This is a genomic window from Terribacillus sp. JSM ZJ617 (assembly GCF_044383785.1).
GTDB lineage: Bacteria > Bacillota > Bacilli > Bacillales > Amphibacillaceae > Terribacillus.
Window position 1 is genome coordinate 17,514 of record NZ_JBISEQ010000009.1, and the last position, 21,311, is coordinate 38,824.

Genomic DNA, 21,311 nt, shown 5'->3' on the forward strand with positions numbered 1-21,311 from the left:
AAAACCTGCATCCGTTATGGATGCAGTTTTTTTTTATATATTGGCCAGATGTTCGGAAAGGTTATAATCATGTACCTTCCACTTTTCTTCTATAAACTGGATATTGCTCAAGCAAGCGTTGACTAGATGTGTATTTTCACTATCAATTTCTCCATTTGAGATGGTAGATAGGATGGCTGAGATGACGGCGCCATGACAAACGAGCAGTACCTTCTTATCACCGTACTTCGCATTCACTTCCTGCAAAGCCAGCATGACACGTTCTACTAAGTCCTCCCATGATTCCATACCAGGGAAGTCCCAGCTAGGATACTTTGCCTCCCGCTCTGCCCGAGTCAGTCCCTCTGCCTCGCCAAAACCTCTTTCAACGAAACCTTTCATCTCCACTAGCGGCAGCTGTAATGCTTCATTAAGAATATCAGCTGTCTTTCTGGCCCGCTTCATCGGACTTGCTATGATCAGATCAAAATCACTTCCTGCCAGATAATCACGAGTAGCTTGCGCCTGTCTGATTCCTCTTTCATTCAGTGGTATATCTGTACTTCCCTGTACTTTACCTAGTTTATTCCAATCTGTTTCTCCATGCCTGACAAGACAAATCATCCTGATCCCCTCCCCTAATCTATAGTCTTACTATACCGTATTTTTCCTGTTAATCGTTATCGATAAAATTATTGTTGACATATAGTCCAGGCTATTGTATTATATTCCTTGTGCTTCTAAACAATTCATTTATATGGCGGTGTAGCTCAGCTGGCTAGAGCGTACGGTTCATACCCGTGAGGTCGGGGGTTCGATCCCCTCCGCCGCTATCCCTAAACAAGGAATGCAAATCGCATTCCTTGTTTTTTTGTATAAATATTTACATAAAAAAATCGGATGCTTTTTTGCATCCGATTCATTATTTTATATCTCAAGATTTGCATTTTATCAAATCCCAATATATAGACAGCAAGTTTAACCTTTTTTAGCGCCTCTGCCACCACGTTTTGATTCTGTGTGTTTCTTAAGGGACGCCAGACGGTCCTCTGAATCCTTCAAGAAGCGATTCATTTTTGCTTCAAAAGTTTCGGTGCGCTCACGATGACCGCCGCCATGTCCGGAACCTCTGTTGTTGTTATTACGACGTGCTGGTGGCGGATTATCTTTCGCTTTCTTGATAGAAAGTCCAATCTTTCCGTCCTTTTCATTAATGACTTTGACTGTGATCATATCACCAACAGACAAATGTTCATTAATGTCTTTCACGTAATTATCGGCAACTTCACTAATATGGACTAGACCGGTAGAACCTCCCGGCAGTTCTACGAATGCGCCAAAATTAGTAATTCCCGTTACCTTACCCTGATACTTGCTGCCTACTTCAATTGACATAAAAAAAATGCTCCTCCTTAAAGTTTGAAAGAAATATACTTCTTATATATTATATAAAAGCTTGGAAAAGGGTGTCAATAAGAGGGTTCCTCTTCGGTGATTTTAAAGATGGTTTCACCGTCTTTTGAGTAGAAGTAGTTCGTTCTGGCGATTTCCAGTACATAACTCTTATCGTTCAAAAGTTCGATTTCCTCCTTGAGATCCTCTTCCTTCTTCTGCAAGCTGGCCAACTCTTCCTGCTTCTCTTTATATTCTGCTTGCTTAGAAGCATAAACACCTCGCTGATGAATATGATAACCTGTCATTAATCCAAGCAGAACAACTGCAAAAGCGGCGAACAAGATCAAACGCCGAAAGAGTCTTTTCTGTTTTTTTCGCTGCCGTTCCGTATATGCATCGTATTGTCTCGTGTAGTTGGACTCCATCTTCGTTACATTACGTTTCTTTCTTGCCACGCCATTTTTACCTCCTTGCTCTGCGCAGTGTATCTAGTGCTTTCCTTGCTATATTCTTCATTTTACTATATATACCTGCTAATTTGGAGTAAATTTTTCTATGCTTACTTGGCGTCATTCTCCATACCAGCCGCCCGATCAGACGGATTGGATAGAAGAGTATAACCAAAACCAAACGTATCAATCTCCATATCAGCGTCACTACTCCTCCTGCCAGCAGCAGGAGCCCTTGCAGCAGTAAACGTATTGGTGTCAGGATAAGTACCTGTAAGATCCTTCTGACAATCAGGATAGTCCGCCGGATGACACGGATCAGCCATTCAAGCACTCGTCGATAACTTGTCTGGAATAAAGCTCTATATCCTGCAAAGCCACATAACAATGCTAAAAGTATATAAAAGCGCATTTCCCCCTGATTCACTTGAAACAGCAAGGAAAACAATAGCAACGTCTGCAGCAGCCAGAACCCGCATTCCATGATGTAACGCATGAAGACCTGCTTTTTCCAGTGTCGTTCGAAGCGGCGGAATGTATCCATGGCTGCGCCAAGATAAACCCCGCCGGCAATCATCGACACGATGGTGAGGAATTGGACAGTGAGCGTCATTTGAAGAGCTTGCTAAAGATTCCTTTAGCCTTCTCCCCATGATGCTCATCCAAGTAGGATAGCTCTTGGATTTTGCCTTTGATTGATACCTTCCCCTCCTGCAGATCAAGGTTCTTCATATGCAGGTTGCTCCCGCGAATGATCATATAGCCCATCTCAGTCTGGAGCAGGAATTCTTCACTGTCGAAGCTGTCCACTTCCTTCACACCGCTGATCTCGAGCGATTTCCGATTGAACATCTTTATATCATGATCCGCTTGGGTTTTCCGGGTTTGATCCATCGTTACCGCCTCCCTTTATCCCTAACAATCTATGAGGGCAGGGACAAGGTTAGAACGGTTTTTATTGTACAGGCTCTTCCTTTTTCACTGTGTACAGTGTCGCAGCATCTTCCTTCTTAACTGCTTCCTTCAGCTGCTGTACCTCGATCGTTAACAGCTTCTGACCAAAACGGATCGCCATCTCATCACCAACAGCTACATTCGTTGAAGCCTTTGCCTGAACGCCATTAATAGTGATACGGCCTTGATCGGCCACTTCTTTTGCCAATGTCCGGCGTTTGATCAGTCGTGAGACTTTTAGAAATTTATCCAAACGCATATCATTCACTTCCCTTATCCGTACTTTTCTTTCCCTCTATTGCTTGATGTAACGCAATTTCTGGATTTATTTTATAATAGCCCGCATAAGAAGCAATAGCAAACAGAAGCTCTCCAATGACATTTTCATCCACCTCTGCCACTGATGCTCTTCTGCTGAATTCCGCCAGCTGCTGCGCCAAATTAGATGGAGAAGGTTTCTGCTTGCCAATCTCTGCTGCTTTCATCAGCTCCGGCTGCATGGATTCTTCACTCTGATCAGGGTTATATTCTGCCTTTTCTTCCTGCTTGATAGCTTCCCAGCTCTTGCTCAGCTCTTCTTCAGTCTCCAGAACTGCCTCTCCGAAAACATGTGGATGACGGCGGATCATTTTTTCGGTCACACTTCGAATGACATCCTCAATAGAGAAATAACCATCATCTTCTCCAATCTGACTGTGCAGCATAACCTGGAGCAGTACATCCCCTAATTCCTCGATAAGATTCTCATCATCTTCCTTATTGATGGCATCAATAAGCTCGTAAGCTTCTTCGATCAAGTACTTCCGCAAGGATTCATGTGTTTGCTTTTGATCCCATGGACAGCCGCCCGGACCCCTCAGCGTCTGAATTACCTCACGCAATCGATAGAATTTGTGGTTCATCTCCAAAGATACTGCTGGCGGTACATACACACTCATCAAGTTACTGAATTCTACGCTCCTGTCCAGATCCTCCAGCATTACAGTCTTGATACTCTCATCCGAGCTGCCTACTGCATCCACAATCGTAATTGGATATTCCGGCGGTAAATCTTCCAATAACTCCAGTTTTACTTCCGAAGCCACCATTTGATCATATACTTGGCAGAAAATGAGGTGTTGTCTATATTCCAGCTCATCACGCTTGAATGATGTCGCATCGACGAATTGAAAACCATCAATCGGATCAATTCGCAGAGCAGAGAACAAATCATCCAAAAAGCTCTGCCCCCCAATAATCTTTACGTCCACTTCTTGCTGAGCAAGCAGCAGCTGAACAGTCATTTCAGCTAACATCGGATGACCGGGAACTGCATAAATCAATGACCCTTCTTCTGCTTGCCGAAACAAGCTGTTAGCTATCTCTTCATAAACCGATTGAAAATCAGGATAATTTTCGTAGATTTCGTCATAGGAATGGAACTCCACCCCTTCTTCCTCCAGTGTTCTGACGACAGGATGGTCCTTGGTTCTTACAAAGATTGGTTGTCCATGCTCTTTTAACTTCTTGTAGATTCCTAGTGACAACTGATTTATATCACCACCACCAAGACCGACAACTTCAATGGTATGTTTCATTTTTCTTTTCTCCCTTCTAAGCGCAGTAAATGTTTGCTGAACGGCAATGATTCTAACTCTGCCCGATTGAATGCCCCAGTCCTAATTAAGGTTATTCCATACAATAAAGCACCAGCCATAACCGCAAACAATACATACCCTAATAACAAAATTCGTGTTTTCACGTGAAACAATTCGACGGCAGCTACATTTAAAAGTCCTACTGCGACAAGCATGAACAGCAATCCGACAAATAAACTTTTCCATGGAAGCTGGAATAATTTAATCTCCGGCAGATGCCGTTTAAGCAAATACATATTGCAAGCTAATATGCATGTTACAGTAATGACAGTCGCCAATGAAGCACCCAAGATGCCATAAATCGGAACGAGCCATACATTCATAAACCACTTGAGAAGAAAACCGGCCGCGATTATAGCAGCTGTCTGCTTCCATTTCCCTAAAGTCTCTAACATGGAAGCAGTAGTCAATGTGAGGGAACAAACAAAAATCGTCAGCGTGAATACTTGCAAAGAATATGTACCAACATCGTCCTTAAACAGCAATTCATTGACTAGCGGGAGCAGAGCGACTAATCCAGCTGTAGCTGCAATTGATAACAGGAAGCTTAGTTTCCACCCGCTATGCAGCAAATGTAGGACCGCTTTCTTCTCACTGATCAGCTGATCCTTTGTTATAGACGGTACGAATGCTAATGCCAGGGAGGAGCCGACGACGATACCTAATTGTACTAGCGGCTGTCCGCGATCATATATCCCTTTCCATTCACGTGCTTCATCCAAACTCAAACCATGTGACAGCAATCCGGAAACGAGCGTAAAAGCATCGGCAAACTGCAATAACAGCAATAGCATATAGTTTAGACAAATAAAAAAGCCATATACGAGGATCGTCTTTATGATATATCCCCACGGAAGCCGCTGCTCCACAGAGGAAATAATCGGTTCTCTTCTCATATAAAAGCTAAGTACTACAATACCAAAGCACGCCCCTGCTAAAGATGCCATTGCAGCTTTAGCTCCTATGTCATACAAATCACTCCCTGAACGGACAAGCAGGAAAGTGACAGCAAGAATCAAACTTACGCGGACTAGCTGCTCCACTACTTGTGAAACAGCTGTCGGCGTCATATTCTGCTTTCCTTGATAAACACCTCGCAGAATCGAAGTGAACGGAACTGCCAAGAAAATAAAAGCCGCAGCTTGGAGTGGTTTTACCAAAGCTGTATCGCCCATCGATTCGGCTATTTGCGGTGCTAGCATATACAGCAAAACAAAGGTAATCACAGCCAGACCGAGCAAGAAAGTCCCTACCGGTAAATAGAACGAACGAAGAGACGGCGATGTGCTGCGATAACGATCAGCAACTAATCTGGACACAGCTGCCGGAATACCGTATAGAGCAAGGCTTGCTGCTATCCCAAGGAATGGATATACCTGCTGATAAATATAAAAGCCCTTATCGCCTACTATATTTTGAAACGGGACCCGATAGCCCGCACTTAAAATCTTACTGATCAAACCAGCGACCGCCAGCACAAAAGCACCATGAAACAGCCGCTTCATCCCTAACCCCATTCAATGATTCCTCCAAACTTTTCCTATTGGGATTATACCATATGCCATATCCTGCTTTAACTTTGAGCAAGATCCCATACGACCTTCATCCATTAAGGATATATGCTGGATAAGAGGTGAACAGCATGTATATGGCAGTTATCAAAAATAAAAATGCAGTCTATTACTTTCTAGGTGGAGCAGTCTCCCACATCGGTGATATCCTATCCGGGTTGGCATTCCTGTTTCTTGCTTTTCGTATGACTGACTCTAGCATACATACAACAATTGTAGCCATTGCAGAAACTATGCCATACCTTCTCTTCGGATTATTCGGCGGAGCTTTAGCAGACCATATAAACAGAAGAAATATAATGGTAATCATAGACTTAATAAGATTGATCATCCTTACATTAATCATCTCTCTCTATCTACAGGATGGTCTGACCTACCCTTATCTTCTTGCAGGAAGTTTCTTGCTTCAATGCTGTGGATGTTTTTTCAATCCGGCTCACCGAGCTGTACTCCCTGAGATAATACCGGAAGAAGAACTACCTAACGCCAATAGTACCTGGGATACAATCCAACGTTCCGCTTCCTTAATGGGTCCGGTTCTCGCTGCTTGGCTGATTGCAAGTGCTGATATTATCTATTTCTTTGTTATAGATGCAGCTTCCTATGCTATTAGTGCTCTTTGCCTTTCTCGTTTGCCGGCTATGGCTCCGACTGATAAGGAAGTCAGACTGTCTATCGCATCGCTTTATAGGTCACTATTTGATTTCTTTAAATGGGTAAGAAAAAAGCCTACCCTAGTGCATCTATTCATTACTACCTTTTTCGTAGTCTTTTTCAACACTTGGGTATGGCAGGTTGGAATTTTGCTCGCATTCGAGGAAATTACGGAAAATGGCGAGCCGTGGTATAACGCACTTCAGATTGTATTTGGCATCGGAGCGACAATTATCAGCATTCTAATTCCGATACTGATAAAACGATTGGACATGAAAAAATATATACTAGGATGCGTTATATGGGGTGCAGGAATCAGTATAATCGGTTTAGCTTACAAGGAACCATTCTTCTTTGCCGGCGCTATCCTTATCGGTATAGGTCTTCCTGTGAGCAGCCTAACCAGGGTGTATCTCATACAGACTCATGTACCAAAATTGATGCTTGGAAGGGCATTCAGCTCTAATGCTGTACTGCTATACGCTTCAAATACCTTGTCACTAGCACTGTATGCCAGCTTATTATCCTTCCTATCTATTCGAAGTCTCATCCTGATAAGCGGAGCGAGTATTTTAGTAATTGTTTTTTTCTATACATTACATATGCTTTTCCGAAATAAACCAGGAGTCTGACCGTAAATTCGCCGAAATACAGCATGGTAAGAAGACACATTCTTAAAGCCTACTTCCAAGGCGACGGAAAGAATGGAAGCATCGGTATGACGGAGCAGCTTCTGACTTTGGATGACACGATATATTTGGAGCCAGCTATACGGTGACAGACCCGTTTCCTTTTTAAAAAGGTGACTGAATTGATATTTCCCTAGTTGGGTCAGCTGTACCATCTTATCCAGTGTCCAGTCTTGCTGATAACTTTGTTTCAAAGCATCCAAAACGATGTGCACAGTTGGCTCATATCCTTTCATGTCCCACTTATCGCTATGGGTGCCTGGTACAAGGCGGAGCAGAACCATCGCAAGCTGAATCCAGCTATTCTCCAGCCATAGAGCACTTTCCTTTTCTGTAGCAGCCATTCCCAAGTAGAGACGAGTCGTAGAAAACCATTGGTGAAGAAGTGGGTGTTTACATGCTACTAGTGCGAACATCGGATCTACCCTGCTACCGCTCAGTTCCTGTGCTACTTCTGCTATAAAAGCTGGCTGCAATTCAACAATCCACTTCTCCGACGTATGGCGGAGCTGTTTATGTATCTCATGCGGATTAAGAAGCATAGCCTCACCATCAGACAATTCCATATTATGTCCCTGAAATTGGTAGACAGCATGACCGTTAGGGCTGAAAATCAATTTATATGTATCATCATCCCGCCAGTTTCTTTCACCAAGCATTGTTGTCCGGTTTAATAAGAGACCATTCGCATGCTCCTCTATCATAACCTCTCCTCCTCTTTGGGATTAGCTTAGCATAAAAAGAATCCCGCAACATAATAAGCTGCGGGATTCCTTCTTACTATTCCATCTGTCTTGCGAGGAAATTAGCAGCTGTTTCTGCTGCTTTTTCTTCTACCTTGCTTAATTCACCATCATTGCGGCTGACAATAATAACGCACCCAATTGGGTCACCGCTTGCAATGATCGGACTTACCACATATGCTTGGATGTCTTCTTCCTTATCCTCTACAAGCTCGATACTGCCTGCTTGATTATTCGTGGCAGTCGATCTTTCCTGCATCGCCTTTTCAATTACAGCCCCGATGCCTTTATTCATGTATTCTTTCTTCGATTCTCCTGCAACTGCAATGTATTCATCACGGTCACATATAAGTACTCCGTGGTCAATCGAAGTAAATAATGCCTCTGCGTATTCTTTTGCAAAATCGCCCAACTCGCTGATCGGAGAGTATTTCTTTAAGATAACTTCACCATCACGGTCAACAAAGATCTCCAGCGGATCCCCCTCTCGAATGCGCAGTGTCCGGCGTATTTCCTTCGGGATAACAACACGTCCCAAGTCATCGATCCTACGTACGATTCCTGTAGCCTTCATCTTCCATTGCCTCTCTTTCTGTATCATAAGCTGCTCTGGGGTATTTTCTACTTATTATGAAGAAAAGAAGAATTCACCAGTTGTGCTGTTAGTATGATACACATCGGCATTACTATACATTTCCTGTAGATTTTTTGTAGTGGAAGTTTAACTAGCTCGTTTTAGCTCGCGCATAGCTTGTATGAATTCTTCAGCTATCTCATATCGGCGTTCATAAGAGTTCCGATCCCAATTGAAGACGATCTTCAATTTCTTGTCCTCTGTACCTAGCTGTACCATCCGGCCATATTGATTAGCGAATTCGAACAGCTTGCTGCCGTCAACGTGCTGGCTCATATCAGAATCGACTAAGATCTCCATGCGCTGTTTTTTCTTCTTCTCACTGATGGATTCGATTTTTTCCCGTTTAGCATACATTTTCAATGTAGTTACATGGAAGAGGTTGGCCACTTCTTCAGGGTAGTCACCGAATCGATCAATCAGTTCTTCCCGCAAGTCATGGATTTCCTCTTGGGATGAACAGCTCTGGAAACGTTTATACATATCGATTTTCTGTTTCTCGTCACTGATATAAGACTCCGGGATATACGCATTGATATCCAGGTCAAGCTCAACTTCGAATGGTTTGATCTCTTCTGCTGGCTTACCTGCCTTCCGTGCTTCCACTGCTTCCGTAAGCATCTGGGAATACATATCGAAACCGACAGAATCAATAAATCCATGCTGCTGAGAACCGAGCAAGTTACCTGCTCCACGGATAGACAAGTCCCGCATCGCAATTTTGAATCCTGATCCAAGTTCAGTGAATTCCTTGATTGCCTGCAGACGCTTTTCGGCCACCTCTGTTAACACTTTATCCTGCTGATAAGTGAAATAAGCATATGCTACCCGATTGGAACGTCCTACTCGACCGCGTAATTGGTATAGCTGACTAAGTCCCATTCTGTCTGCATTGTCAACGATCAATGTGTTCACATTCGGGATATCCACCCCTGTCTCAATGATAGTCGTGCTGACAAGTACATCATATTCCCCTTCAAGGAAGGCGAGCATAACACTTTCCAGCTCAGATTCGTTCATTTGACCATGCGCAAAGGCGACTCTGGCATCATCAACCAAAGCTGCGATTTCCTGTGCTTTACGCTCAATATTCTCTACCTTGTTATAAAGGAAGAATACCTGTCCATCCCGAGCCATTTCCCGTTCGATTGCCTCGCGGATAAAGACTGGATTGTACTCCATCACATACGTTTGAATCGGGAATCTATTTTCAGGTGGTGTCTCAATAACGGAAAGGTCACGCACACCAAGCATGGACATATGCAATGTACGAGGGATTGGTGTGGCAGTCAATGTCAGAACATCAACATTCGTCTTAAGCTGTTTCAGCTTTTCTTTGTGTTTAACGCCAAAGCGCTGCTCTTCGTCCACCACTAATAAGCCAAGATCTTTGTATACGATATCCTTGGATAATAGGCGGTGTGTGCCTACAACAATATCGATAACCCCACTCTTCAACCCGGTCATGACTTCATTTTGCTGCTTACGCGTACGGAATCGGCTCATCAGGCCTACATTGATCGCATGATCCTGGAATCGTTCCAGAATCGTCTCATAATGCTGCTGCGCCAAAATGGTTGTCGGTACTAAAATCGCTACCTGCTTGCCATCCGCAATTGCTTTGAAAGCTGCACGGATAGCCACTTCTGTTTTCCCGTATCCGACATCCCCGCAAAGCAGCCTGTCCATAGGACGTTCCCGTTCCATATCCTTTTTGATTTCATCAATGGTACGAAGCTGATCTTCGGTTTCCTGATAAGGAAACGCAGCTTCGAACTCCCGCTGCATCTCGGTGTCTTCTGAAAACGCATATCCTTTGGAGGCTTCCCTCTCGGCATAAAGCTTGATCAGCTCATCAGCAATATCCTCCACTGACGATTGGACACGGCTTTTAACCTTTTTCCACTCTGTTCCGCCAAGCTTGTAAAGCTTCGGTTCTTTTCCTTCTGATCCAACGTACTTTTGAACAAGGTCAATCTGATCAATTGGCACAAATAACTTGTCGTCTCCGGAATAGCGGATGAGCATGAAATCTTTATGCAGATCCTGCACCTGCAGCGTTTCTATACCAACATAGCGGCCGATACCATGGTTTGCATGAACAACGTAGTCGCCTACAGCAAGCTCCTGGTAGCTTTTAATCCGCTCCGCGTTGGATATTTTTTGCTTGCGCTTCGGTCTTGCTGAACGCTTTTTAAACAGTTCGTTCTCTGTCAGCACTGCCAGCTTATGAAATGGCAGCTCAAAACCGCTGCTGATATTACCTATCAAGATAGTCGGTGTGCTCACCGGCAAGGAAACACGCTCTGCGATGACTGCTTCCATATCATAATCAGCCAGAACAGCTTGGATCTTCTCTGCACGCTGCTGGGTAGGTGCCATTAAGATAGTAGAATAATTGCTCTTTTCCCACCGTTCCAGCTCATTTTTCAGCAAATGCATCTGTCCATGGAATTGCTGCATAGCCCTGCATGTCACGTTCACAATATTTTGGGGCTGTGTATTCGGTATATGACGCAAGAACACGCTCAAATACAAACGTGACTGCTTCATCTGCTGTAGTACTTCATGCCAGTCAAACGACAGTTTCAGCTTTCTTACTGTTTGATGTGCTTCCAGCAGACTCTGATGCCATTCTGCTTCCTCTTCATCGAGCCGGTTAGCTGTTTCTTGGATTCGGCTCATTTCATCCAGGATGATATAGCCGCCTTCACCAAGATAATCTAACAGACTAGCTGGTTCCTCGTAAAAATAGCCTGCATACTTGGCCATGCCCTGAAATCGCTCTTGCTGCCGTAACCTTTCAAGATCCTGACTGACAGACTCTAGAACTTGCTGCTTATGCTCATCGGCCTGCAGTTTAGCTATTGTTTCCCCTAATGCTTTCTCCAACCGGTCCGCTGCTCGGGCGATATCCTCGTTATCGATGAGCAATTCCGTTGCAGGGCCTACTTCAACCGCGTCTTTCTTCTCCAGAGAGCGCTGTGTGTCCGAATCAAAATAACGAATGGAATCGACTTCTGTATCGAACAATTCGATTCTGATCGGGTTGTTTTCCGTTAATGGATAAATATCCAATATACCTCCGCGCAGGCTGTACTCTCCTGGAGACGCAACCATATCCGTACGTTCGTATCCCATATCGACCAACGCACGTAAGTAGTGCTCTAAATCGATTTCTTCCCCAACACGAAAAGCCAGCTGATAGCTTTCCCATTTAGCTGGTTGTGGCAGTATTCTTTTTAGCGCTGCAGCCGGAGCTACTAGGACGCCATTCTCACTATGCATCCAATTCCGCAATGCATCTAAACGCTGTGAGCGAAGCTCCGGACTGGAGATGGCAATTTCCGATGCTAATAATTCATTCACAGGATACAGGTACACATTGGAATGCGTACTCAGCTCCAATAAGTCCTCATAAAGTGTCTGCGCCTGGGTCAGCTGATGCGTGACCAGGATTACTTTCCGCCGTATGGAGTCCTGCAGCACAGTTGCCAGGACCCCCCTTGCCGAACCAGACAATCCTGTCAAAAGCTGTTCGTGCATCCCAGACTTTATCCCATTGATGACTGATTGTATGTCATCCTGAGTTGAGATAAATTGCTTGATCTCTTGCATAATGCCTCCTTCTGCTAGTACATGTCATAAGCAAAAAATGCCTTGGTTCAGGCACCAAAGCTTTGTATGACAGCATTATTTAGCTTTACGTTATTGCATGAAATGATCCAGTTCATGATAATGCGGGTTTTGCTGCAGCGCATTTTCACAATCCTCACATGCGACCTGACAGACGATATGACCCGAATCGATCTGCACCATTTCCTGATAGTCCGCCGCGGATAATCGATCCCATCCGAGCGCTTTGATATCCACCTTATATTCATCTAGCTCTGCTAGCTGCGTTTTGCAATGTCGACAACGGTAAACGATAGCCATAGTTATGCCTCCGGGACTTAGATTTGACTCTGTCAAAGTCTGCCCGAAAGCATCTGGATTCATACTTATCACCTTGCAGTGTATGAATTAGCGATTAAAATCATTCATCACGTTCAGGAAAGGCTCCTTAAGCCATGTTTCTGTTGCATCGGCAGCCTTCTTCACACTATCGACGATGTCCGGCAATTCTTCCTTATGGAAACGCTGGAGAACATAATCTACAACTGGCTGCTGACCGACCGGGCGGCCGATTCCCAGACGAATGCGTTTGAATTCCTTCGTGCCTAAATGCGAAATCAAAGAACGGATTCCATTATGGCCCCCATGACCGCCTTTTTCCCGCAGTCTTACCTTTCCTGCCGGTAGATCCAAATCATCATAAATGACAACCAAATCCTCAAGCTCGACATTATAGTAATCCATCAGCGGTCGTACTGCTTCACCTGAAAGGTTCATAAAAGTAATAGGCTTCACCAAGATTACCTTTTCCCCATTTATCATGCCTGTCGCATATACACTATTGAACTTTTTATTTGTTAACGGCAAATCGTGCCGGTGCACTAATTCATCAATCGCGATGAACCCAATATTATGCCGTGTCTGATCATATTTCTGACCCGGATTCCCAAGTCCAACAATCATTTTCATATTTATAAACGCCCTTTACTCATAGTCCATTCCCAAAAAACTATACCTTAACAGAAAATAAAATACAAGAAAACCGAAAAGCGGAAAAGACCGTTTAGAAACGAAGCGGTAAGCAAGGGAGCCCGGAGTGGATGACCTTTCCATGCAGGGATCCATTGCTTACAGCGCAGTTTCTGGTCTTTGGAGCTAGACAAAAACCGAAAAGCGGAGAAAGCCGTTCAGAAACGGAGAAGTAAGCGAGAAAGCCCGGAGTGAGATGCTTTTTCTCACGCAGGGATTTATCACTTACGGCGCAGTTTCTGGCTTTCGCAGCTAGACATAACCGAAAAGCGGAAAAAGCCGTTCAGAAACGGAGAAGTACGGTTAGCAGCGTTTAACACTCCAGCTCTTATCCTTCTCCGACAGAAAGGAAAATTCCTTCCTTCCTGCACAAAAAGCACATCAAGGATGCTTCTTTCCCATCCTTGACATGCTTTGCCTATACTTTTATCATATCCTTTGCGCTTAAGGAATAATCCTACTTCATTAAAACTTTACACTTTTTTCAAATTGTTTAATCATGGTTAAAAGTAGTAAAGCAATAAAGCTAATAGTTGTAGCGAGGATAGCTCCCATGTGCATATTTCCCTTATTTGCATCCAGTGCCTCCGTTGCCAAGTTGAGAAGACTTGAAGGCAAATATATAGCTATATCAGGTATAACAGTCGACAAGATGGCGATACTCGCCATTATTAGAATAGATATGCCTGCTACTCCTCCACTTCGACGGAGAAACGTACTAACAAATAACGTCACTGTTATAACTAGTACAATCCATAAACAATAAATTATAAAACTTTTCCAGACGGAACTAAACGACACATCAGAAAATAGGATATTTGTATAATACCATGCGGCTCCATAGGAGATAGTAAAGGCACCGAGATGAAGCAATACGAGCATCGTCCACTTACTGAATATGTAGGTGGCGGTATTTACAGGTCTGGAGAATAGCTGCATAAGAGAGCCATTATTTCTCTCCTGTACAATTACATTCATACAAGCTAACACAATAATTGCTGTGCCAATTGTATGTAGTTGAGACAAAGTCCCCGCCAGAACTTCAGCACCGCTAGGGATTGGCAGTTCAATTACTGCGCCTGGCGGCAGACTATTCGAATTCTCTAAAATAGTTGGCATAAAATACAAACTAATTGGCTGTAGAAGTGTCACTAGCAGGATGACAGCAGGAAGCCAGACGAGCTTCTTCTCTCTCCAAGCTTCTACCCATTCTTTATGAAATAGTGCGTTGAACCTCTTCAACCTTCTATCACCTCTATGTAATGTTCTTCTAAGGTTTTTTCTTCTGCTCCGAAGTACCGAACTCCTATATTTTTCTGGATGCAATTTTGCAGCAAGATATTGGGCGTTACATTATGACGCAGCGTACCAATGATCTTCCTTGGTTCCTTTATATCAATCTCTTCATACAGCTCCTGTAGTTCTTCAATCTGTAAAGGATCTGATGTTTCTAAACGATACCGTTCTCTTAGCCGGTTTCCTTTCCATTCCTTCATGTCTTTATAGGAAATGCTTTGACTCGAGTTCATAATTAACGCCCTATCACATATCTGTTCAGCATCATGCAGTACATGTGTAGAAAATAGGATAGCCATACCCTTTTTCAAATCCTCCAATATATTCATGACATCAATTCTTCCAGTCGGATCAAGAGCGGATACAGGTTCATCTAGCAAAAGAATTTTCGGTTCATGCATGATTGCTTGCGCTAACCCAAGTCGCTGTTTCATTCCTCCAGAGAAAGCCCCTATCTTTTGTTTCTGTGCCTCTAACAAGCCTGTCATTTCCAATACATGCAAGCTTCGTTTTTTTATGGTTTGCTTCGTAAGTCCAGATAATGTTCCTGCTAACATAAGATATTCTATAGGGTACATCCAGTCGAAGAAAGTAGGATATTGAGGCAGAAATCCAATTTTATCTTTGTTAAGTACCTTATTGTCACTCAATATCACTCCATCAGTAGGTGTAATCAATCCAGCCAGCATATGCAAAGTTGTTGTCTTACCAGCTCCGTTTGGTCCCAAAAGCGCAATACACTCATTTTCCTTCAGCTTAAGATTTAAGTTTTTTACTGCGACATGTTTCCCGTATCGTTTCGTCAATCCTTGTGCTTCTAAAATAGTCATTTATATGCATCCTTTCTTTGCCCGATCACGAAATAAAGGATAGGTCCGATGATACTGATACAGAAAATGATTAATATCCAAGCCCATTTGGGCCCAAGGGTTTCCTCAGCTCGAATACAACTGATCAACGCAATAACGAGCAAAAGAAACTGGATCAATATAACAGGCAGCAGCAATGTCACAGTGTTCTCCATTTATCAGTGCCTCCTTTTTTTATCTTTGCGAATGATAAATACATAATATAAAAGAAGCGGTGTGGGGAACTGAATCAGCCCAACAATCCCCCACGCCCATGCATAAGTACCTCTTCTTTTTGCATCTATGTACAACCAAATTCCTTGTGCCAGCAATATAGGAATTGCCAAGATTATACTTATCAGTTCATTCGTTGATATCATGTGACCCTTCCTTTGCTTCTTTCAACTAGTAATAGGACGACAACAACAATAATGGATATGACCTGCACAACGTAGAACACCCAATTGATATGTATGGCCATTAGAATGTAGAAGGAAAGCAACACGCAAGCCAGAAAGATGAACCTGCATAGTTCCCTGCGCATCCTTTCTCGATATCGTTTCTCACCAGAGCTAATCTGCTGCAGCATCTCATTAGTTTCAGGAACGTCAATATGTAATTTTGCATCCATTTCATTCCACGTTTCGTCCATCTTTTTTACCCATTCATCTTGTTTCATCTGACCACTCCTCTCTTAATTTCTTTAACGCATAATGGATACGAGACTTCACTGTCCCTTTTCTTAATTTTGTCATGGAACTAATTTCCTCAAATGAATAACCATAATAATGACGAAGTAATATTAATGTTCTAGTTTCTATAGGTAGCGATGCAAACTGGTTCAGATGTAATGACCAATCCATATTGCCTTGTTCTAGTTCCCATTTCATTTTTCGTTTCTCATTCTCTGTCAGCTGCTGTTGCCTTTTCCTATCTCGCTTCCTTTTCCGTTGCTCATCCAGATATAAGCGTGTCGCGATGGATATGAGCCATGTAGAAAACTTAGACTGATGATTAAATTTTTGAAGATTTATATAAGCCCGAATCATCGTTTCCTGCAGCAAGTCTTCTGTCATTTCTTTATCCATCGTGAGTTTAAAAAGATAACGATATAAAAACGTATAGTATTGATGGAAAAGCTGACCGAATGCTGATTTATCTTGTTTTGCATCTTCAATCGATATGGATTCCGCTGAGTCCTCCATCTCACTCCCCCTTTCTTCTCTATCTATAAGACGTTCGAGGAATATGAATAGTTCAAACGAAACGAAATAAAAAAAGCTGTGCCTTTTCAGGCACAGCTTTTTTTTATCACTTAATCTTTTTGATCGTCCTTAGATCCTTCTTCGATTGCTTCTACATCGCCCGCATCACCAGTAGTTGTATCATCTGTTTCAATCTCTGCAGTAGGTGCAGTGACTGTAGCGATTGTTGTATCAGCATCGGTTAGGATTTCATAAGCACCGTCTGTTGGCAGGTCACCAACGCTGATGCTGTCACCGACTTCAAGTTTGGAGACATCGACTGTGATTTGATCTGGGATGTCATTCGGTTTTGCACTGATTTCCAGATCAAACAAAGGCTGTTGAAGAACGCCGCCTTCATTAGATCCTGGCGCTTCACCTTCGAGCTGGATCGGCACTTCTACATTACGTGCTTCCGACATGTTCACCACATAGAAATCCGCATGTACAAGACTTGCTTTCAAAGGATCAGTTTGGTAATCATGTAGCATTACATCTACCGATTCGCCTTTGATATCCAAAGAAATAATGGCGTTCTTACCTTCATCTCGTACAGTTTTCAGTAGATCCACACTATCAACTGCAACACTGACAGGCTCTTTGCCTTTGCCATATACGACTGCAGGGACGACTCCTTCTTCGCGAAGTCCTCTGATATAAGATTTTGTATTGTTATCTCGTTTGTCTGCTTTAAGCTTTACTGCCATCGTAATCACCCTCCATAGTTTTTACGTGTCTACAGATAAGGTTTCCCTTACAATTCCAGTAATAAACATAAAATCAATCAAACAGGATACTAACAGATTGCTGTTCGTGGATGCGGATAATCGCTTCACCGAACAATGGTGCAACAGAAAGCTGCGTGATATTTTCGATTTGCTTCTCTTTTGGAAGAGGGATTGAGTTTGTCACAACAAGCTCTTTAATTTGTGAATTTTGGATTCGCTCGATTGCCGGTCCGGATAGAACTGGGTGAGAACATGCTGCATATACTGCTGTCGCGCCTTTTTCTCTCAACGCATTAGCAGCTAGCGTCAAAGTTCCAGCCGTATCAATGATATCATCGATGATGATTGCAGTTTTGCCTTTGATTTCTCCGATGATGTTCATCACTTCTGCCACGTTTGGACGCGGGCGGCGTTTATCGATGATTGCAATCGGTGCTTTCAAACGATCAGCCATACGGCGTGCACGGACTACGCCGCCGTGGTCAGGAGATACAACGACGATATCTTCCAAATTCTTTTTCTCGAAATAGTCGGATAGAATTGGAACACCTACTAAGTGGTCGATCGGAATATCGAAGAAACCTTGGATCTGCGGTGCATGCAAGTCCAATGCCAAGACGCGTGTAGCTCCGGCAGTTTGCAAAATATCAGCGATCAGTTTGCTTGTAATTGGTTCACGGGCACGGGCTTTGCGGTCCTGACGAGCATAACCGTAATAAGGCATGATGATGTTGATTGTTTTAGCTGAAGCGCGTTTCAGTGCATCAATCATGATGAGAAGTTCCATCATATGCTGGTTGACAGGCGCACTAGTGGACTGGACAACGTAGACGTCACAGCCGCGGATACTTTCTTCGATATTGATCTGGATTTCGCCATCGCTAAAGTGGGAAACAGTGATTTTACCCAGTTCTACGCCAATGTGGTCTGCAATTGACTTAGCTAACTCCGGATTAGAATTCAAAGAAAAAACTTTTAACGATGGATCATTATAAGGCATGTCGAGTAACCCTCCAAAATTATTTATTCTTTAGATAAGAATTTTTGTTTTCTTGTCTTGCTCTGGCAATTGATAAAGCATCTGCTGGTACATCTTTTGTTATGGTCGAGCCTGCTGCCACCAGGGCACCTTTGCCGACCGTCACTGGCGCAATCAAGTTCGCATTACAACCTATAAAGGCATTATCTTCAATCTTCGTCAGATGTTTATTCTTTCCGTCATAGTTCACTGTTATTGTACCACAACCGACATTTACATCTTTACCAACTTCAGCATCTCCGATATAGCTGAGATGGGAAACTTTGCTCCCCTCACCGATAGATGCTTTCTTCACTTCGACGAAGTTTCCGATTTTCACATTATCTCCAAGCTGTGCTTGTGGACGAATATGGGCGAAAGGCCCGATATTGACGTCATTTCCGATTTCACTGTCATGTGCTACGCTTTGCTTCACGACTGTGCGGCTGCCGATTGTGACATCCTTCACTTCTGAATTCGGACCAATGACAGCATCTTCTTTGATAACTGTCTTTCCAAGAATCATCGTGTTTGGCAAGATCGTAACATCCTGTTCAATGACCGCGTCGGTACTGATATATGTCGAGTCCGGATCAATGATTGTTACGCCATTGCGCATATGCTGTTCATTGACACGACGTTTCATAATCCGTTCTGCTTGGGAAAGAGCTACACGATCGTTTACGCCCATCGTTTCATCGAAATCAGTTGTCTGATAAGCGGTCACCAGCTTGTTATCTTTTTTCAACAACTCAAGTACATCCGGAAGATAATACTCACCTTGGGCATTATCATTCGATACATTATGCAATGCCTGGAACAATAGCTTGTTATCAAAGCAGTATGTACCTGTATTGATTTCATCTACGAGAAGCTCTTCCGCATTTGCATCTTTATGCTCTACAATACGCAGTACCTCTCCAGCGTCACTGCGGATGACACGCCCATATCCTGCTGGGTCCGGTGCTTTTGCAGTCAATACCGTTGCGCTTGCCCCTTGCTGTTCATGATGATCTAGTAATGCTTGAATCGTTTGACCTGTAATCAGGGGCGTATCCCCGCTTAAAACGACCGTAACACCCTCTTTATCATTCAGGAACTCTTCCGCCTGCAGTACCGCGTGTCCTGTACCAAGCTGTTCCTCCTGCAAGGCATATTCACTTACATCTCCAAGCTGGGCTTTCACGTCTTCTGCTCCATGCCCTACAATGGTGATCAATTTATCTAATTGTAAAGAATTTAACTGGTCAGTAACATGCTGTACCATTGGTTTTCCCATGACAGGATGCAGCACTTTGTACAGCTTCGATTTCATCCTGGTGCCTTTGCCAGCAGCAAGGATGACTGCATATCGGTTTGACATGCGAACCCTCCATTCTTTTTATCCTCTGTAAATATATCTTAAAATAATTGTCATTTCAACAGGAGCAGCGCTTGAATTCACGTAATTCGAGACAATTTTTTCACCAATCAACTGGATTATAAGCATAAAAATAACAGCTATCCCATATGTTAGAACAGCTGTTAATTTCACCTTTATAAAAGATGACGCATTCGCCATCTATCTGAGCTCATATCAAGAAGCGCCAGCGGCTTCCTCATACTCCACTTCTATTTCTTCTCCTGCACGATGATATTCCTGCAGTACAGCATCCTGAATCTTGCTCCGTGTACCAGAGTTGATTGGATGTGCTACATCGCGGAATTCACCGTCTGGTGTGCGTTTGGAAGGCATAGCGACAAACAAGCCGTTATTTCCTTCGATGACACGAATATCGTGTACAACAAACTCCTGATCCATTGTAATAGAAGCGATAGCACGCATTCTTCCCTCGGTATTAACGCGGCGTAATCTTACGTCAGTTACTTCCATTATGCTTCACCACCCTTACCTTATTTAGAACTTATTACCAGTAATTCTACATAAAGCTGGGAACTCCTGCTCTAATTAAAACTTTTTTTAAAAATTATATCGGCAGGGGGCAAAGCTGGATCAGTTAAAGTAATTACCTTTTTGTACTTCGACTCGCTGATTGCGTACATCAACGTTCTGAATCTTGATCAATGACGTGTAATCTTCCACTACACGTTCTTCTTCTTCGTCCTCTGCTTCAGCCAATACGCCTATAGCAGTCACATTTGCATTGAATTCCTGCAAAAGACTCTTCATTCCATTAATGGTTCCGCCTGCTTTCATGAAATCATCCACAATACAGACATTGGCTTGATCGGGTATACTGCGTTTGGACAATACCATCGTCTGTATCTTTCTGGATGAACCGGAAACATAATTCACGCTGACCGTCGAACCCTCTGTCACCTTCGGATCCCGTCTTACAATGACAACCGGGACATTCAGATAAGCAGCAGTTGCATAAGCAATCGGAATTCCTTTTGTAGCGACCGTAACCACCACATCGATTTCACGATCATGGAATGCTGTTGCAAAAAGACGACCGATCTTATTCACTGTTGCTGGTTCCCCGAGTATATCGCTCATGAATAGATATCCCCCAGGAAGAAGCCTGTCTGAATCTGCAAGCTTACTGCATAGCTCATCAATGAAAGCAGCACTGTTCTCCTTGGAGTATACCGGGATATAGCGAACACCGCCAGCAGCACCGGATACGGATTGTAAGTACCCAATTCCTTCATGCTGGAACATATCATTTATAATCGACAAATCCTCACTGACGGAGGATTTGGCAGCAGCGTACGTCGTCGAGAAATATGGCAAGGACACCAATTGCTGCGGATGATCCATTAAATAATTGGTCATCGCAACCAAACGTTCACTTCTTTTCATCACTACACCTCAAAACCGAATG

General features: G+C 43.3%; 25 protein-coding genes and 1 tRNA gene. 2 read left to right on the forward strand and 24 right to left on the reverse strand.

The window, feature by feature from the left end; all coding sequences use genetic code 11:
• Positions 1-33 precede the first annotated feature (33 nt).
• Positions 34-609 carry a histidine phosphatase family protein gene (locus ACH6C1_RS18850; RefSeq protein ID WP_374079911.1) on the reverse strand — a complete coding sequence of 192 codons (576 nt, stop codon included), beginning with the start codon at positions 607-609 and terminating at the stop codon, positions 34-36.
• A 129-nt stretch (positions 610-738) separates the two neighbouring features.
• Here ACH6C1_RS18850 and ACH6C1_RS18855 point away from each other — a divergent pair.
• A tRNA-Met gene (locus tag ACH6C1_RS18855) sits at positions 739-812 on the forward strand.
• A gap of 145 nt (positions 813-957) precedes the next feature.
• Here ACH6C1_RS18855 and ACH6C1_RS18860 read toward each other — a convergent pair.
• From ACH6C1_RS18860 to ACH6C1_RS18890, 7 genes are all read right to left on the reverse strand, one after another.
• Complete coding sequence (locus ACH6C1_RS18860) at positions 958-1,374, reverse strand: S1 domain-containing RNA-binding protein (protein WP_095224711.1); 417 nt, start codon at positions 1,372-1,374, stop codon at positions 958-960.
• A gap of 74 nt (positions 1,375-1,448) precedes the next feature.
• Complete coding sequence (locus ACH6C1_RS18865; protein ID WP_095224710.1) at positions 1,449-1,829, reverse strand: FtsB family cell division protein; 381 nt, start codon at positions 1,827-1,829, stop codon at positions 1,449-1,451.
• 7 nt (positions 1,830-1,836) lie between these two features.
• A complete protein-coding gene (gene yabQ, locus ACH6C1_RS18870) occupies positions 1,837-2,436 on the reverse strand; it encodes a spore cortex biosynthesis protein YabQ (RefSeq protein ID WP_374079831.1) in 600 nt (199 codons plus the stop codon).
• Complete coding sequence (gene yabP / locus ACH6C1_RS18875) at positions 2,433-2,717, reverse strand: sporulation protein YabP (protein ID WP_095224708.1); 285 nt, start codon at positions 2,715-2,717, stop codon at positions 2,433-2,435. Before yabP ends, yabQ begins: the two co-directional genes overlap by 4 nt.
• A 61-nt stretch (positions 2,718-2,778) precedes the next feature.
• Positions 2,779-3,036 (reverse strand): RNA-binding S4 domain-containing protein, encoded by a 258-nt coding sequence (locus ACH6C1_RS18880; protein WP_038562415.1) that lies wholly within the window; start codon positions 3,034-3,036, stop codon positions 2,779-2,781.
• A 1-nt stretch (position 3,037) separates the two neighbouring features.
• Positions 3,038-4,354, reverse strand: a complete 1,317-nt coding sequence (gene yabN, locus ACH6C1_RS18885) for a bifunctional methyltransferase/pyrophosphohydrolase YabN (protein ID WP_374079835.1) — start codon at positions 4,352-4,354, stop codon at positions 3,038-3,040.
• Positions 4,351-5,931 (reverse strand): putative polysaccharide biosynthesis protein, encoded by a 1,581-nt coding sequence (locus ACH6C1_RS18890; RefSeq protein WP_374079838.1) that lies wholly within the window; start codon positions 5,929-5,931, stop codon positions 4,351-4,353. Before ACH6C1_RS18890 ends, yabN begins: the two co-directional genes overlap by 4 nt.
• Positions 5,932-6,056: 125 nt before the next feature.
• Between ACH6C1_RS18890 and ACH6C1_RS18895 the strand changes: the two genes are divergently transcribed.
• Complete coding sequence (locus ACH6C1_RS18895) at positions 6,057-7,271, forward strand: MFS transporter (protein WP_374079841.1); 1,215 nt, start codon at positions 6,057-6,059, stop codon at positions 7,269-7,271.
• Here the strand turns inward: ACH6C1_RS18895 and ACH6C1_RS18900 are convergent.
• From ACH6C1_RS18900 to purR, 16 genes are all read right to left on the reverse strand, one after another.
• Complete coding sequence (locus tag ACH6C1_RS18900) at positions 7,229-8,032, reverse strand: helix-turn-helix transcriptional regulator (RefSeq protein WP_374079843.1); 804 nt, start codon at positions 8,030-8,032, stop codon at positions 7,229-7,231. The genes ACH6C1_RS18895 and ACH6C1_RS18900 overlap by 43 nt on opposite strands.
• A gap of 76 nt (positions 8,033-8,108) precedes the next feature.
• Positions 8,109-8,645 carry a stage V sporulation protein T gene (spoVT, locus tag ACH6C1_RS18905; protein WP_095224703.1) on the reverse strand — a complete coding sequence of 179 codons (537 nt, stop codon included), beginning with the start codon at positions 8,643-8,645 and terminating at the stop codon, positions 8,109-8,111.
• Between the two features lie 147 nt (positions 8,646-8,792).
• The gene (gene mfd, locus ACH6C1_RS18910) at positions 8,793-12,323 is read right to left on the reverse strand and encodes a transcription-repair coupling factor (RefSeq protein WP_374079847.1); all 3,531 of its coding nucleotides are present in this window, start codon (positions 12,321-12,323) and stop codon (positions 8,793-8,795) included.
• 90 nt (positions 12,324-12,413) lie between these two features.
• Positions 12,414-12,641, reverse strand: a complete 228-nt coding sequence (locus ACH6C1_RS18915) for an anti-sigma-F factor Fin (RefSeq protein WP_374079850.1) — start codon at positions 12,639-12,641, stop codon at positions 12,414-12,416.
• A gap of 87 nt (positions 12,642-12,728) precedes the next feature.
• On the reverse strand, positions 12,729-13,289 hold the full coding sequence (gene pth / locus ACH6C1_RS18920; protein ID WP_374079853.1) for an aminoacyl-tRNA hydrolase: 561 nt from the start codon (positions 13,287-13,289) through the stop codon (positions 12,729-12,731).
• A gap of 525 nt (positions 13,290-13,814) precedes the next feature.
• Positions 13,815-14,591, reverse strand: a complete 777-nt coding sequence (locus tag ACH6C1_RS18925) for an ABC transporter permease (RefSeq protein WP_374079855.1) — start codon at positions 14,589-14,591, stop codon at positions 13,815-13,817.
• Entirely contained in the window at positions 14,588-15,475 is an 888-nt protein-coding gene (locus tag ACH6C1_RS18930; RefSeq protein ID WP_374079857.1) for an ABC transporter ATP-binding protein, read from the reverse strand. The genes ACH6C1_RS18925 and ACH6C1_RS18930 overlap by 4 nt, the downstream gene beginning before the upstream one ends.
• Complete coding sequence (locus tag ACH6C1_RS18935; RefSeq protein ID WP_374079860.1) at positions 15,472-15,669, reverse strand: PLDc N-terminal domain-containing protein; 198 nt, start codon at positions 15,667-15,669, stop codon at positions 15,472-15,474. The genes ACH6C1_RS18930 and ACH6C1_RS18935 overlap by 4 nt, the downstream gene beginning before the upstream one ends.
• A gap of 3 nt (positions 15,670-15,672) precedes the next feature.
• On the reverse strand, positions 15,673-15,873 hold the full coding sequence (locus ACH6C1_RS18940; RefSeq protein ID WP_374079863.1) for a transcriptional regulator: 201 nt from the start codon (positions 15,871-15,873) through the stop codon (positions 15,673-15,675).
• Positions 15,870-16,172, reverse strand: coding sequence for a YxlC family protein (locus ACH6C1_RS18945; RefSeq protein ID WP_374079866.1), 303 nt, complete (start codon positions 16,170-16,172; stop codon positions 15,870-15,872). The genes ACH6C1_RS18940 and ACH6C1_RS18945 overlap by 4 nt, the downstream gene beginning before the upstream one ends.
• The gene (gene sigY / locus ACH6C1_RS18950; RefSeq protein ID WP_374079869.1) at positions 16,159-16,698 is read right to left on the reverse strand and encodes an RNA polymerase sigma factor SigY; all 540 of its coding nucleotides are present in this window, start codon (positions 16,696-16,698) and stop codon (positions 16,159-16,161) included. Before sigY ends, ACH6C1_RS18945 begins: the two co-directional genes overlap by 14 nt.
• 110 nt (positions 16,699-16,808) lie before the next feature.
• Complete coding sequence (locus ACH6C1_RS18955) at positions 16,809-17,444, reverse strand: 50S ribosomal protein L25/general stress protein Ctc (protein WP_374079872.1); 636 nt, start codon at positions 17,442-17,444, stop codon at positions 16,809-16,811.
• A gap of 73 nt (positions 17,445-17,517) precedes the next feature.
• The gene (locus tag ACH6C1_RS18960) at positions 17,518-18,465 is read right to left on the reverse strand and encodes a ribose-phosphate diphosphokinase (protein WP_095224698.1); all 948 of its coding nucleotides are present in this window, start codon (positions 18,463-18,465) and stop codon (positions 17,518-17,520) included.
• A 19-nt stretch (positions 18,466-18,484) separates the two neighbouring features.
• A complete protein-coding gene (gene glmU, locus ACH6C1_RS18965; RefSeq protein ID WP_374079874.1) occupies positions 18,485-19,846 on the reverse strand; it encodes a bifunctional UDP-N-acetylglucosamine diphosphorylase/glucosamine-1-phosphate N-acetyltransferase GlmU in 1,362 nt (453 codons plus the stop codon).
• A 213-nt stretch (positions 19,847-20,059) separates the two neighbouring features.
• The gene (gene spoVG / locus ACH6C1_RS18970) at positions 20,060-20,356 is read right to left on the reverse strand and encodes a septation regulator SpoVG (RefSeq protein WP_038562451.1); all 297 of its coding nucleotides are present in this window, start codon (positions 20,354-20,356) and stop codon (positions 20,060-20,062) included.
• Between the two features lie 120 nt (positions 20,357-20,476).
• Complete coding sequence (gene purR, locus ACH6C1_RS18975) at positions 20,477-21,289, reverse strand: pur operon repressor (RefSeq protein WP_095231273.1); 813 nt, start codon at positions 21,287-21,289, stop codon at positions 20,477-20,479.
• Between the last annotated feature and the right edge of the window lie 22 nt (positions 21,290-21,311).